The organism is Chitinophaga sp. CB10, from assembly GCA_001870995.2.
GTDB lineage: Bacteria > Bacteroidota > Bacteroidia > Chitinophagales > Chitinophagaceae > Chitinophaga.
In genome coordinates this window covers 35,375-48,366 of record MLAV02000002.1, presented here as the reverse complement: position 1 = coordinate 48,366, position 12,992 = coordinate 35,375, and the positions used below count along the sequence as shown (strand labels likewise).

At 48.9% G+C, this 12,992-nt stretch carries 15 protein-coding genes and 1 tRNA gene; 5 read left to right on the top strand and 11 right to left on the bottom strand.

The features are described from left to right. Positions 1-36 precede the first annotated feature (36 nt). On the top strand, positions 37-462 hold the full coding sequence (locus BOC67_RS03535) for an SRPBCC family protein (protein ID WP_291907327.1): 426 nt from the start codon (positions 37-39) through the stop codon (positions 460-462). A gap of 62 nt (positions 463-524) precedes the next feature. Here BOC67_RS03535 and BOC67_RS03530 read toward each other — a convergent pair whose 3' ends face one another. Beyond that, the gene (locus BOC67_RS03530) at positions 525-1,469 is read right to left on the bottom strand and encodes a peptidoglycan-binding protein (protein WP_291907326.1); all 945 of its coding nucleotides are present in this window, start codon (positions 1,467-1,469) and stop codon (positions 525-527) included. Between the two features lie 128 nt (positions 1,470-1,597). Between BOC67_RS03530 and BOC67_RS03525 the strand changes: the two genes are divergently transcribed. Continuing rightward, positions 1,598-2,146, top strand: a complete 549-nt coding sequence (locus BOC67_RS03525; protein WP_291907324.1) for a hypothetical protein — start codon at positions 1,598-1,600, stop codon at positions 2,144-2,146. A 3-nt stretch (positions 2,147-2,149) separates the two neighbouring features. On the opposite strand, the gene BOC67_RS03520 is transcribed toward BOC67_RS03525, so the two are convergent. After that, entirely contained in the window at positions 2,150-3,322 is a 1,173-nt protein-coding gene (locus tag BOC67_RS03520) for an aminotransferase class V-fold PLP-dependent enzyme (protein WP_291907322.1), read from the bottom strand. A gap of 52 nt (positions 3,323-3,374) precedes the next feature. Between BOC67_RS03520 and BOC67_RS03515 the strand changes: the two genes are divergently transcribed. Then, entirely contained in the window at positions 3,375-3,779 is a 405-nt protein-coding gene (locus tag BOC67_RS03515) for a 5-fold beta-flower protein (RefSeq protein WP_291907321.1), read from the top strand. Positions 3,780-3,887: 108 nt separating this feature from the next. Here BOC67_RS03515 and BOC67_RS03510 read toward each other — a convergent pair whose 3' ends face one another. Further along, positions 3,888-4,793 carry an NAD(P)/FAD-dependent oxidoreductase gene (locus tag BOC67_RS03510; protein ID WP_291907318.1) on the bottom strand — a complete coding sequence of 302 codons (906 nt, stop codon included), beginning with the start codon at positions 4,791-4,793 and terminating at the stop codon, positions 3,888-3,890. A gap of 171 nt (positions 4,794-4,964) precedes the next feature. On the opposite strand from BOC67_RS03510, the gene BOC67_RS03505 reads away from it, so the two are divergent. Then, positions 4,965-5,345, top strand: coding sequence for a DoxX family membrane protein (locus tag BOC67_RS03505; RefSeq protein WP_291907315.1), 381 nt, complete (start codon positions 4,965-4,967; stop codon positions 5,343-5,345). A gap of 61 nt (positions 5,346-5,406) precedes the next feature. Here the strand turns inward: BOC67_RS03505 and BOC67_RS03500 are convergent, their stop codons facing one another. Continuing rightward, entirely contained in the window at positions 5,407-6,477 is a 1,071-nt protein-coding gene (locus BOC67_RS03500) for a DNA topoisomerase IB (protein WP_291907312.1), read from the bottom strand. Between the two features lie 177 nt (positions 6,478-6,654). On the opposite strand from BOC67_RS03500, the gene BOC67_RS03495 reads away from it, so the two are divergent. Continuing rightward, a complete protein-coding gene (locus BOC67_RS03495; protein ID WP_291907309.1) occupies positions 6,655-7,242 on the top strand; it encodes a hypothetical protein in 588 nt (195 codons plus the stop codon). Between the two features lie 170 nt (positions 7,243-7,412). Here BOC67_RS03495 and BOC67_RS03490 read toward each other — a convergent pair whose 3' ends face one another. From BOC67_RS03490 to BOC67_RS03460, 7 genes are all read right to left on the bottom strand, one after another. Continuing rightward, the gene (locus BOC67_RS03490; protein ID WP_291907307.1) at positions 7,413-7,787 is read right to left on the bottom strand and encodes an ASCH domain-containing protein; all 375 of its coding nucleotides are present in this window, start codon (positions 7,785-7,787) and stop codon (positions 7,413-7,415) included. Next, positions 7,765-8,814 carry a hypothetical protein gene (locus tag BOC67_RS03485; protein ID WP_291907304.1) on the bottom strand — a complete coding sequence of 350 codons (1,050 nt, stop codon included), beginning with the start codon at positions 8,812-8,814 and terminating at the stop codon, positions 7,765-7,767. Before BOC67_RS03485 ends, BOC67_RS03490 begins: the two co-directional genes overlap by 23 nt. A gap of 308 nt (positions 8,815-9,122) precedes the next feature. After that, positions 9,123-9,196: transfer RNA gene (locus BOC67_RS03480), tRNA-Asp, on the bottom strand. Between the two features lie 140 nt (positions 9,197-9,336). Beyond that, positions 9,337-10,260: a bestrophin family protein gene (locus BOC67_RS03475; RefSeq protein WP_291907301.1), complete on the bottom strand. Its 924-nt coding sequence runs from the start codon at positions 10,258-10,260 to the stop codon at positions 9,337-9,339. Positions 10,261-10,275: 15 nt separating this feature from the next. Then, positions 10,276-10,761 carry a hypothetical protein gene (locus tag BOC67_RS03470; RefSeq protein WP_291907299.1) on the bottom strand — a complete coding sequence of 162 codons (486 nt, stop codon included), beginning with the start codon at positions 10,759-10,761 and terminating at the stop codon, positions 10,276-10,278. 108 nt (positions 10,762-10,869) lie between these two features. Next, positions 10,870-12,228, bottom strand: coding sequence for a HAMP domain-containing sensor histidine kinase (locus BOC67_RS03465; RefSeq protein WP_291907298.1), 1,359 nt, complete (start codon positions 12,226-12,228; stop codon positions 10,870-10,872). Continuing rightward, positions 12,212-12,922, bottom strand: coding sequence for a response regulator transcription factor (locus BOC67_RS03460; protein WP_291907296.1), 711 nt, complete (start codon positions 12,920-12,922; stop codon positions 12,212-12,214). Before BOC67_RS03460 ends, BOC67_RS03465 begins: the two co-directional genes overlap by 17 nt. Positions 12,923-12,992 lie beyond the last annotated feature (70 nt).

Here is a 12,992-nt window from a genome sequence, read left to right as displayed (position 1 = left end):
TACAAAACATATCAACATTCAAAAAAATTACATCGTATGAACACCGCAGAAAAAACCGTTCTTACTGTTCAAAGCACCGTTAACGCCCCTGTATCCAAAGTTTGGGAACTTTACAACACCCCTGAGCATGTAGTGAAATGGAACAACGCATCGGAGGATTGGCACACGCCCCATGCGGAAAATGATCTTCGTGTAGGCGGACAGTTTAAATACACGATGGCCGCAAAAGATGGCAGCTTCTCCTTTGATTTCGGCGGCGAGTACACTAAAGTGGATAAGGAAAAAGAAATCGGATATGTGTTGGGCGATGGCCGTAAAGTGCAGGTGACTTTTGTGCCGGCTGGCAACGGCACTACCGTTACTACGCAGTTTGAAGCGGAAGGGCAAAACCCGGTTGAGATGCAGCAGACCGGCTGGCAGGCTATCCTGGATAACTTCAAAAAATATGCGGAAGCGAATTAATCGTTTCCAAAAAGTTCCGGAAGCGCGAAGCATAGTATGCATCGCGCTTCCGGCATAATGATTTATACGTTGGTAAGGCCCAGCGCTTTAAATGTTTGCGGCCCTACGACGCCATCTGCATCCAGCCCGTTCTTTTGCTGGAATTGCTTCACCGCCGCGAGGGTGGTCGCTTCAAACACGCCGCTGGCGGCAATCGCGGGCGAGGCGCCTTTTTTATTCAGGGCCTGCTGAATCAGCAATACTACTTCGCCGCTATCTCCTTTTCGTATATACGATCCCGTTGTAATCTTCGTTTCGCTCACCGGCGGCTTTGTAGCGGCTTCCTGCAGCAATCCCAGGAGCTGAGTGTCTACTTTTCCCGTTACTGCCAGCTTATTTTTCTGCTGGAATTTTTCGATGATGCCTTTGGTTTCCTCGCCGAAGATACCGTCTACAGTGATCTGGTATTTGAGGTCGAAGAGCAGTTTTTGCAGGGTGATCACATCGCTGCCGCGATCTCCTTTTTTGAGCAAATACACGGGCGCGGGGATATCTGGTTCCTTATCCAGCGCAAAAGGTTTTACAAAGGCTCTCACGGAGCTTTTATTGCGGGTGCGCAGCATTACGTTGCCGCCATCGCTATCGTTGCCGGTAGCGGTGTTGCCTTCCCAGGCCTGGAAGCTGGTCCGTTCGGCGTTCAGCCATTTTACGAAAATGCCGGTATGATTGCAGACGCCTTTGCCTGTCCAGTCGTACAGCACGATATCGCCTTCCTGCGGGGAAGTTACGAGGCGGTTATTTTTTTTCCAGTAGTTGTAGCCGGACTGGCAGCCCTGGAAGCCTTTGGGGCTGTCGATCGGTTCCAGCGGGTGGCCGGCTTTGTCGTACACATAGCTCACGAAAATGGCGCACCAGGCGTATCCGTCCAGTCCGTACCATTTGCCGTATTTGGTGCGGTTACTGCCGGGAGGCGTTTCAGTATTGCCCTTTTCAGCGGCAGCTACTGCGATGATCTTACTTCTTGACATAAGGATATATTTGAGGTTACAATAATTTTGGGGTCATGGGGGTCGAACAACGAAGGAAAGTTCCGGCTTTTTAGGGAAATTTCAAAACAGGTTCCTTCAGCTTACGCATAAATACGCATTTTTACAGTATGAAACTCCATATTTTCGGGGCCGCCGGTACAGGTGTAACTACGCTGGGAAAGGCGATGGCCCGCTATCTTGATGTACCTTATTTCGACAGTGATCTCTACTTCTGGCAGGCGACCGTACCGCCATTTTCGGAAAAGAGAGCGCCTGCAGAACGGAATGCGATGATATCCCGCGAGTTGCATGCAGCGCCCTCGTGGGTGTTGGGAGGTTCGGTGGTTGATTGGGGAGATGGGGTATTCCCGCCGTTTGACCTCATCGTTTTTTTATGGTTGCCGGCGGAGATCCGTATGCCGAGGCTGCGGCAGCGCGAATATGAGCGCTACGGCAGCCTGCTGGATACCGATGCGGCCATGAAAGAAAGGTTCGACGCCTTCCTTGCATGGGCCGCAGATTATGATCACAATACCGGCATTGCCAACAGGACGCTGGCTGCGCATGAGGCGTGGCTGGCAAAGCAAACTGCGCCTGTATTGCAGTTAAGGGAAGACCGCAGTACGGAGGAGAGAATGGAAGCGATCATGGATTGGTGGCGCGCCCATAAAAAGTAGGCGTTACCATTCCCGCAGCACTTCAATAAATCTTTCCAGTTCTTCTTCCACGTTGTAATAATGTGGCGATACCCGCATTACCCAGTCGATTCCTTTCTCCTGGAAGTCCAGTATGGCGGACTGTTTGGGCGTGGTGTGAATATTGATGCCCCGGTCCCTGAAAAATTGTTTCGCGCCTGTTTCCGAGCGGCCCTGTACCGCAAAGGTGACGATACTGCAGGGATGCGCTCCCCTGTCCATGAGTTGAACACCCGGCACGGTTGATAGCTCTTTCCGGAGGAAATGACAAAGCGTGTCGTTACGCATGGCAATGGCCGGCAGACCGATATCGTTAGCGTATTTCAAGGCCGTAGCGCTACCGATGACGGACATGTAATTCTTCTCCCATAACTCAAATCTTTTAGCATCCAGCCTTGGCTGGTAAGTAAAAGTGGAGGTCCAGTCGGCCCCGCGCATATCCGGCATTAACGGTTCCAGGCCTGCGTGCAGCGCTTTGTCGGACACGTAGAGCAATCCTGCCCCACGCGGGCCGCGTAAAAATTTCCGCATGGTGCCACTGATAAAATCCGCTTTGATAGCGAGTGCATCAACGGGCAGCTGGCCGAGCGACTGGCAGGCATCCAGCAGGAAGAGGGTATCCAGCCGGTGCGTGATTTCCCCGATGGCTGCGGCGGGCTGCACGAGCCCGGAGCTGGTGGGCACATGCGTAACGGAAACCAGTACGGGATGGTGTTGTTTGATTTTTTGCTCCAGGTCGTCCAGGTCAATCTCCCCGGAAGCGGTGTTCCGCACCAGTTCCAGCCGGATGCCAAAACGTTTCTGCAATGACAACAGGGTGATGAAGTTAGAAGGATAATCATTTTCGGAAAGCAGCACTACATCATCCTTTTTAAAGGGGATGGCGGAAAGCGCCAGGTTGTAAGCGTCCGTGGCGTTGGTGGTGTATGCGATGTTGCCGCTCCTGGTGTTGAGCAGGGTAGCGGCCTGATCATAGAATGCCGCAATGGCCGGCGCATATTTGTCCGCCGTTTCATAGCCGCCGAAGTCGGTTTCCTGTACAAGATAATCCTGCATGGCGTGCAAGACCTGCTGCGGGATCAGGGAAGCCCCGGCGTTATTGAGATGGATGACATTGCTGCATCCCGGCGTATCTTTTCTGAGTTGTTGGAGGTCCATAAATGCATAACTTAGGTTAAGAAACCAATTTCAATTTTGATACAATATACTTATGAAAAAGTTTATCCTCATCATAATGCTTGTTGTGTGCAGCGGCATGTTGCGTGCGCAAACAATTAAATCCGGCGATTATACGACCAAATACACCATCAGCAGCGATGGTACGATCAAGAACAGCAGTTATACAATGGTGGGGCGCATTACCGGCAATGGAACGGTGCAGAATGCGCATTACCAGACTATTGGTTATATCTCAGATGGCAGGATCCAGGATGGGAGCCATTCTACGGTGGGGTATGTGAAAAACGACGGTACTGTACAGAACAGCAGTTACACCACTATTGGCTACATCAAGGATGATGGCCGGGTGCAGAACAAGTCGTACAGTACCATCGGGCATGCTTCCGGTGTGAAGAAGGAGTGGGCGGCGCTGGTATTTTTCTTTTTTGATTTTTAACGGCCGGGTGTTTCTCTTCTGAGAATTTTGGTTACCAGGCGTTCCTCTTTTGTGGTTCCTGGTTAGCAGGCGCGTTTATCCTGTGAGCGCTGTTACCGGGATTTGCCTTTACCAGGCGTCCGCGATCAATTCCTTATTAAGCATGGCGCCGGCAACGCCGCCGCTGGCAATAGCGTTGGCGACGGACCTGCCCATGGTGGTAACATCCCCGCAGGCATATACGCCGGGAACGGAAGTCCGTTGCATCATATCTGTTTGCAGGACGCCCTGCTCTGTAATTTCCAGTCCCAGCTGCTGCGGAATTTCGCTTTGCTGCAGCATGGCAGGGCGGGCGTAGAGCGCGGTGATAGCGTGTTGGCTCCCGTCGGCAAGCAGTATTTTTTGCAGCCTACCTTGCTCATGCAGCACGGCTTTAACGGCAGTCGATATGACGGGTATGCTGTGCTGTTCAAGCTTTGCCAGCTGCTCTTCCGTAAAGTGGTGCGGGCCGTTGGAAAAGACGGTCAGCTGATTGGTCCAGTTGCTGATCATTTTTACAAATTCATACCCCATTTCTCCGCTGGCGATGATGCCGGTGGGTTGGTCTTTCACTTCGTACCCGTGGCAATAGGGGCAGTGCAGTATGCTGATGCCCCAGCAGTCGGCAAAGCCGGGGATATCCGGCATTTCATCTTTCCAGCCGGTGGCCAGCACCAGTTTTTTGCTTTTGTATTGCTGGTTATTTTTTGTGGAAACGTTAAACCCGTGGGGTGCGCGTTCCGCGTTGGTGGCTATATCTGTAACGAAGGTAACGGTGGGGTAGGCCAGTACCTGCGCTTTGGCTTTCCTGTTGATATCCGCCGGTACGGCTCCATCCAGTGTAATCATATTATGCGAATGCGGGGTGAACCGGTTAGCCGGCTGGCCGCCGTCGATCACGAGAATTGTCCGCCTGGATCTGGCCAGGGCCATGGCTGCCGAGAGGCCGGCGTAGCTGCCTCCGACGATAATAGCGTCATAGATAATGTCCTGCATGGCGTAAAGATTGCTTTCCGGCAAAAATAGTTAAATGCAACAATGTTGCAAAAAATTTTATTTCCGGTGTGCATCCTGGAAAAAAAGTCCAATACATACTGATTTTTGTCCATCCCGGGAACGGTGGGGGCATATTAGTTTTGCATCATCAAATTAAAACAAACTAAAAGTATGGGTAGCAACAACAAACTGGCATTTTTAATTTTTCGTATAGGCATTGGCGTATTTTTCGCGATTTTCGGAATAATGAAGGTATTTGGTGGTCCGCAGGTATGGGAATTTTTAGGCGGTACGATGAAGTTTGTCGGCATTTCGTTCTGGCCGGTGTTCTGGGGCTTGCTGGCTACGCTGGCGGAGCTGTTGGGCGGGCTGGCGCTGATCAGCGGTTTCTTCGTACGCCCGTTGGCGATAGCTTTATTATTCACGATGATTATGGCTACTATCCTGAAAATTGCGGGTAATGCGCCTTTTGCGGAAGTATCCTATCCATTGGTGATGGTACTGGTAACGCTGTTCTTTGCGATGAATAAAGGTAAATACAGCGAAGCGTAACGATACACAGGTTGTAGGTTTTAGAGGGGAGGGGGCCGGCGGCTCTCTCCCTTCTGCGTCTTTATTTTTGTAAGGACATTTCACGGAGGTATTGCAGCAGCACCTTTTCATCGGAGTGCAGGCCGTTGTTGCTGGGTTTGTTCCGTTGGGCTTTGAGTTTTTTCAGCCAGGGTTCGAGGGAGCCGTCTTCGTATTGGGTGAGCAGCATGGGATGGATATAGTATTTCTTGCAAACGGCGCGGGTATTCCCCAGTTTGTTGGCTACACTGTCTATTATTGTCACAATGTTTTTGCGGCAGGCGGTGATGGTTTCGAAGGGCTCCAGGTCGGCCAGGAGGTTAAACGCATGCACGGTGCCTGCCCAGGTGCGGAAGTCCTTACAGGTAAACTCCTGCTCTGCGCAGCACCCTTTGATATAATCGTTCACTTCCCCGGAATCGAGGTGGTGATGGCTTCCATCTTCTCCATAATATTGAAAAAGGCTTTGCCCGGGGATGTCCTGGACTTTTTTAAGGAGCCGGGCCAGGGTGGCATCTCTTAGTTCTATTTTATGTTCCACGCCTTTTTTTCCTTTGAAGCGAAAGAAAGCCTTGCCGCCCGTGATTTTCACGTGTTTGTTCCGCAGGGTGGTGAGTCCGTGCGAGCCGTAAAGCTTTTCGTAGCCGGTATTTCCGACCCGTATCAGCGTTTCTTCCATGACCATCAGCGCGATGGCGATTACTTTTTCCTTTGGCAGGCCGGTGCGGCGGAGGTCTTCCTCTACTTTTCTGCGGATGGCGGGGAGGTTTTCCCCGAATTGCTGCAGGCGGAAGTACTTGGTTTCGTTCCTGACCTCGGCCCAGGCGTTGTGGTAGCGGTATTGTTTCCGGCCTTTTGCATCGATGCCGGTGGCCTGCAGGTGGCCGTTGGGCCAGGTGCAGATCCAGACGTTTTCCCAGGCGGGAGGCAGCACCAGTTTACGGATACGCTCCAGGGTAGCCTCATCGGTAACGGGCCGGCCCTGCGGATCGAGGTAGCGGAAACTGTTGCCGCTGCGTACGCGGGTGATACCCGGCGCATCCGACTTCACATACCGGAGCTTTACCGACCTGGCTACCGCTACCGGATCCGAGAGTTGTTCTATGGTAATCATACCGGTAGGAATACAGAAAGAATGCCACTTGAAAATCCGCCTATCAAAAAGTTGAAGAAAATTTAAAATATGAGGAAAACAATTGCTATTTTAAGGGAAGGGTAGCCCTTATCAACCGAAAGATGTTAATAGTCCCTATTGCGAATTAATAACCTTCATATCCCAAATTCAAATTTTATGAAAAGAATATCCCGTTTGTTCTTACTATGCCTCTTCTCAGGCGCTGCTGCTTTATTCATTACTTCCTGTAGCAAAGAAGGTTCTGTTGGTCCTGCCGGCCCTCCGGGTGCGAATGGGCAAAACGGCGCTCCGGGCCCTGCCGGCCCTGCTGGTCCTAAAGGCGATACCGGTACTGCCAATGTAATCTACTCCAACTGGCTGGATGTGGATTTCCTGCCGGATACAGTTACTATTAACGGTAAGCTGGATACGCTGGGATATTTTGGCGGTATTGATGCCCCGAAACTTACCAAGTCCCTGTTGGCAACAGCGGACGTAAAGGTATATGTGAACCTGAGTTCAGCTGCTGATCCGGTTATCACGCCTTTGCCTTATGTAGATGAATACGGCGTTATTATCCGGTTTATTGCATATGACCAGGGCATACAGTTTTCCTCTAACGTGGATGCCGGAACGTATGTGCAGAATGGTGTGAAGACGTTGCAGTACCGGTATGTAATTATCCCTGGTGGGGTGCATGCGCGGACGGGGGTGGATTGGAATGATTATGCGCAGGTGAAGGCGTATTTGGGGTTGAAGGATTGATGATCCGTAGAGGCCCGGCTGTGGCGAACTGCCGGGTTCTTTGATAATTATACAAAAGCCATTGCAGGATACCAGCAGATAAATGAGCGGCGGGTATCCTGCAATGGCAGTTTAAGGTAATTACTGGTATTGCGCCGGTTCTTTTTCAAAACCGGCACCGGTAGAATAGTTTAGTTCAGGTATTTGAAAGACTGTGGCGCAACAAAAGATTTGTATTTTTTCTTAGGGTCGATAGGCTTTTTGTACAGCACCGGATTACTGATTTTAATCGCAAAAGCCGAAGACCTTCCTTCAAAGTAGCTATTGTAAAATTCTTTTTTAACGCCTGAAAATTCCTTCGTTTCCGACCATATAATTTCAGGGCTGTTATGCAGGATTTCCTCTATGGTAAATTCTCCTACAATTTTGCCCACCGGCATAGTGGAATAAACAACGATATTTTTTATGTCTTTGTTGATAAATATCGATTTGCGGTATTCGAATTTTTTTTCTCCGCTGAAGATCTTTTCGACGTATTCTGGTTTAATCGATAATAATATTTTCATTGACTTCTCCTTTTTGTAAGATGTTGTTGAATTGTGGATGGGTTAACTCAAAGAAACCCCAATATTGTCCGGCATCCAGCCCGATTTCGTTTATCAGGGTTGCTCTGTTAAGGCGCTTTGTTAACGCTGCATTATAAGTCATTTTAATGATATACAATGGCTTGTAACTTTTATACATGCCTTCCAGAATCTCTTTGCTAAAGATACTATGCGCCTGGCAGTACTTCAAATATTCCTCTATATCATTGAAGTTATTTCTGGTAAGTACTTCTTCAACAGTACAAATAGATGATGCCACAGATCTATAATAGGCTGCTCCCTGTTGATCCGATGTCCGGTAAATTACCAGTAAATCTCCGGGGGTTAGGATTTTAACGGATTCTATTGCGCACAAGTACACTTTATGAATGCTATTGGTATGTGAAATGTCCTGGATCAATTCATACTTTTCGCCAAATAGTTTTGAGTCCGGAAATAATTCTGTGTGATACTCTGGTTTTATTGCCAGCAGGAATTTCCTGGCCCGTGATACAGATATTAAAGGATAGTTCAGATAGATACTATTGGTAACAGCAGTCATATCTTTCAACAATACATCTTCAGTTCCGTTGGCAGTTGACTTTTCCGCCACCTTTCTAAAGCCATATTTGCTGAGCAATGAAATGAGATGTGCATGCTTGGGAAAAATTGTTACATATATCTCGCGGATACCTGTAACCACGGCATAGTCAAAAATCTTTTTGATAAATCGTTCACCCATTTTGGTGCCATGTGGGGTGATTTTAAAAGTGCCTACTTTCAGTCGTGTTTTCTCAGGCAGTGCAGGTGTAATGTCCGTCAATGCTGCATTTTCTTTCTTTAAATAAAGAAAGCCCTGTATGCGCCCTGCTGTATCATACGATGTATAGGCCTGGGCATCTCCGGTGGATTTCATCTCAAACCACTTGCTAAATTCAATATAATCAGCTTTTAGCGAATCGAAGAACGGATCATTGAGATCAATGTTTTTGAAGTACTCGAATTTCATAGCGTGTAAACAATGAATTAAGTGAGAAAATAATTGTCCATTGTCAGTTTCATGTGAAGAAGGAGGGAGATGGGAATTAACAATTCACATTTCACGTATTGCAATATAATAAAAATGGAAATGTTTGCAAATTCATCAGTGATTCCTGGTGAACAAAATTAGCTTTGGACCTCAAGACGACTGGCCAATAGGGTTTATAAAAATTCTTCAAAGAGTATAATCTCAGAAAATAATTCAGCACTGTCCGCAAAGATAAAGGAAGGAAGTTGACCAAATAAAAAAGCCCGCGCTCAGCGCAGGCTTCTTCGCGGACCGGACGGGACTCGAACCCGCGACCTCCGCCGTGACAGGGCGGCATTCTAACCAACTGAACTACCGATCCTTTCCGTTGGGGTTGCAAATATAGAACTAAAAATTTTAAATATCCAAATTAATTTTAACCCACCCTAAAAAAACAGACCCCGGTGAAAACCGGGGTCGTTATTTAACGCTATAATTTGTTGCCTTGCACAAATTGTCTGGCTATAATACATAGTAAGTTGGTCGTTCTGCTAAAATCTCTTCCTGCTGCTCTTCCTGCGTCTGCTCGTGCAGCATCTGCCGCAGGTCGCGCTCTATCGTCCTGGCAATCGTCGTCATCGGCGTATCCGTTGGCTTGCCCTCAAAGGGGTCCTGTAAACTGATACCCATGCGCTCAATCAGCAGGAAAGAGGAGGCAATCGCTATCACCAGCGGTATTTCCATAAACCCTAATGAATCAATCAGGGCAAACGGTAACAGCAGGATGAAAAACAATACCGTAAAATGCGTGTAAAGACTATAAGTAGCCGGGAATACCGTGTTCTTGATACGCTCGCACTTACCCATCGCGTCGCAAAGCCGGTTCAGCGTCGTGTCCAGCGCTACCTGCTGGTAACTGTTGATCCACTCGTTTTCCAGCGCCGTCTTGATATCCTTACCGTGTAAAAGCAACAGCGCAGCCGGCACATTATCATACTTCATCACATAGTTCAATTCCCGCCGCGTTACCAACCGCTCCAAACCCTTTAATGGATCGGTTTTGCGCAACGACTGGCCCAGACTATGACACCAGGCTGCCTGCCGCTTTATAAAACGTTCCCTGAAATGCTCTAATTCTTCTGATGGATAAGCCGTGGCCGTTAAAGTTAAAATCTGTCTGGACAGAGAACGTGAATCATTTACTATCGCGCCCCAGATGGATCGCGCTTCCCACCAGCGGTCGTAGGCCTGGTTGCTCCTGAACGCCAGCAGCAACGACAATACCGTGCCCAATACCATCGGCACCGCTATAGGAATACTTATATTCTTAAGATTGAATTGGTAGTAGAGGATGTTGATAAACATGCTGTAAACTGCTACCACCATTATCTCGTACTTAATTTTCCCGAATACATAACCAAATGGGATGTTCTTTCTTAGCAGCATAACACACTGTTTTAATTATTCAGATGCAAGCAACAGCGATGAAATAGTCGCCTTTACCACTACTTTCCTGCTTCCCGGTAAAGTGGCCGCCAGCTTCGGTAATTTAGCCTTGCTGATCAGCTTCGCGGGATTGTAACTACGTTTGCTCGGCGCTTTATATTCCAGGTCCGTAGGTTCCACAATCACGTCAATATTGTTCGCCAGGCAGAAGTTCTTAAATGCAACACCCGTATCCCCATGGAAAAATTCCACTTTCAACTGGTTAATACTGGAAGCATATTTATTGCGGATGATCTCGCAACCATCTTTGAAATCAGCCGTGATCAGCTCTACATGCCTGCTATTACGCGTAAAGGTCACCAGGTCAAAAATCGAGTCAGGCATACGTAACGCATGCACGAAAATCACATTCACCAGCTCGTCCGGGTACTGGGATACTACGTTGTGTACATAACCAAGAGAACGTATGGAAAAGTCAGTAGGAATAAGTACATTTTTCATAGCTGTTGTATTTATGATACAAAACTATGAGCGTACCATTAGAACGCGGTAAGAGGGCGGTTAAAAGGTGGTAAGAATGTGGTAAGAAAACGGTAAGAAACGGGGCGCTTACAGCGGTAACTCAACCCTGATCTCGGTTCCGACGTTTACCTGGCTCTGCACAATGATGTCCCCCTTGTGCATACGGATGATGTTCATCGCCAGCGGTAACCCTATGCCGTAACCCTTGAATTCACCGGTGTTGGATGCCCGGAAGAAGGGGGAAAATATATAAGGAATATCCTGCTGCGGAATGCCGATACCCTGGTCCTTTACAATGATGATCACCTTCTTGTCCGTCGCCGCAAGCGCGATGGACACCGGCTTGTTATTCGAATATTTGCAGGCATTCATCACAATATTACTCAACGCCAGCTCCAGCAACTGCTCGTTACCATTGACCGTCAGCTTTTCCTCCTCCTCCGGAAACAGGCTGTAGTCAATGTTTACCTGGCTGCCGGGGATTAATTTATCAATGGTGTCCTTAACGGTGAACAGCAGTTCATCCGTACGTACGGCCTGCCACTGGGGCTTCATGCCGTCAAAGCCTGTCTGCGCCAGGTGGAGCAGGCTCTTGGTGATATGCTCGAGCCTGCCAGCTTCCGTCAGGATGCTTTGCATCGCTTTCTTATAACTCTCAGGGCTCCTGTCCTTACTGAGGGCCAGCTCCGCCTCGCCGATGATGGCCGTGAGCGGAGTACTCAGCTCATGGGATGCATTGCTGACAAAGTTATTCTGCGTTTCAAAAGCAGTTTCCAGCCGGTCCAGCATATTGTTGAACGTGGCGGCCAGCTCGTTCAGCTCGTCGCCGCTGTTGTCCATATTCAGCCGCAGGTGCAGGTTCCGGGAGCTGATGCTCTTTACCTGGTTCATAATATGGCGTATAGGCTGTAACGTGAGGCGGCTAAAAAACACGCCCACCCCAAGCAGGATAACAGAGGAAATAATAAAACAGATCAACAGGAACTTTTGCAGCCAGGCCATATACTCCTGGCTGTATTGGTTGATCGCGCTTACAATCACCACGTACAGCCCCTGTTTGGACTTATACAACACCCCTTCATAAAACCGGTTGCCCTCCCGGTGGGTGGCCAGGTGCTGCGTCAGCACGGTGTTATAAAAGGAGGCAGGCAGGTCCAGGTCCGTATTCTTTTGCACAACGCCTGTACTGTCCACCTTCAGGAAATACTCTTTTTCAGCGGGCAGCTTTTCCAGGTGCTCCTCGCGGATCTCGTTATAAATAACGGCATCGGACTCATAATACGGAAGCGTGGCTTTCGCCGCCAGGTACGCGCGTATTTCCAGGCGCTTGTAGAAATCCTCAAAGGAATGCTGGTTGGCAAAATAGTACACCAGCCCGCCCATAATCACAATGGTGGAAATCGTAAGCCCTGCAAATGCAAGCAATATTTTATGGCGTATCTTCATCCAGGTTGTTGTCCTTTAGCATGTAACCCAGTCCGGTAACGGTTTGTATCAGTTCCGGCTGGCCGTTTTTATTCAATTTTTTCCGCAGGTAGTTGATGTACACATCCACTACTTTCGTATTCATATTAAAATCAATGCCCCATACCTGTTCCAGGATTTCCATGCGGGATAACACTTTGCGCGGATTGCGCAGCAGGTATTCCAGCAAACGGTATTCGGTGGCGGTTAACTGTATGTCGCTGCCGGCCCTGGTGGCGGCTTTCGTGTCGGTATTCAGCATCAGGTTGCCCATTTGCAGCACGGGCGTATTTACCACCGGCGCGGCAACCCCGCTCTTACGCCGCAGCAGGCTGCGGATGCGGGCTTCCAGCTCCTGCAGCTTGAAAGGTTTCACGAGGTAATCGTCCGCGCCGCTGTCCAGCCCCATCACAATGTTTTCCGTTGTGCCCAGTGCCGTCAGCATTAATATCGGGGTCGCAATTTCTTCCCTGCGGATCGCCTTGCACACTTCGATGCCGTTCAGCGCGGGCAACATCACGTCCAGGATGATCAGGGAAAAAATGGGGTTGTCCAAAGCCATGCGTAACCCGCTGGCGCCGTCAGGCGCCACGCTTACCTCGTACCCGGCTTCCGTGAGGCCGCGGGTAATAACAGATACTACAGCAGGTTCGTCTTCTATGAGTAATAATTTCATCTACAACAAATATAAGGCATCGGGCATTTACAGGTATCTATTATATCTATGTTATTTATTTTTTGTATAG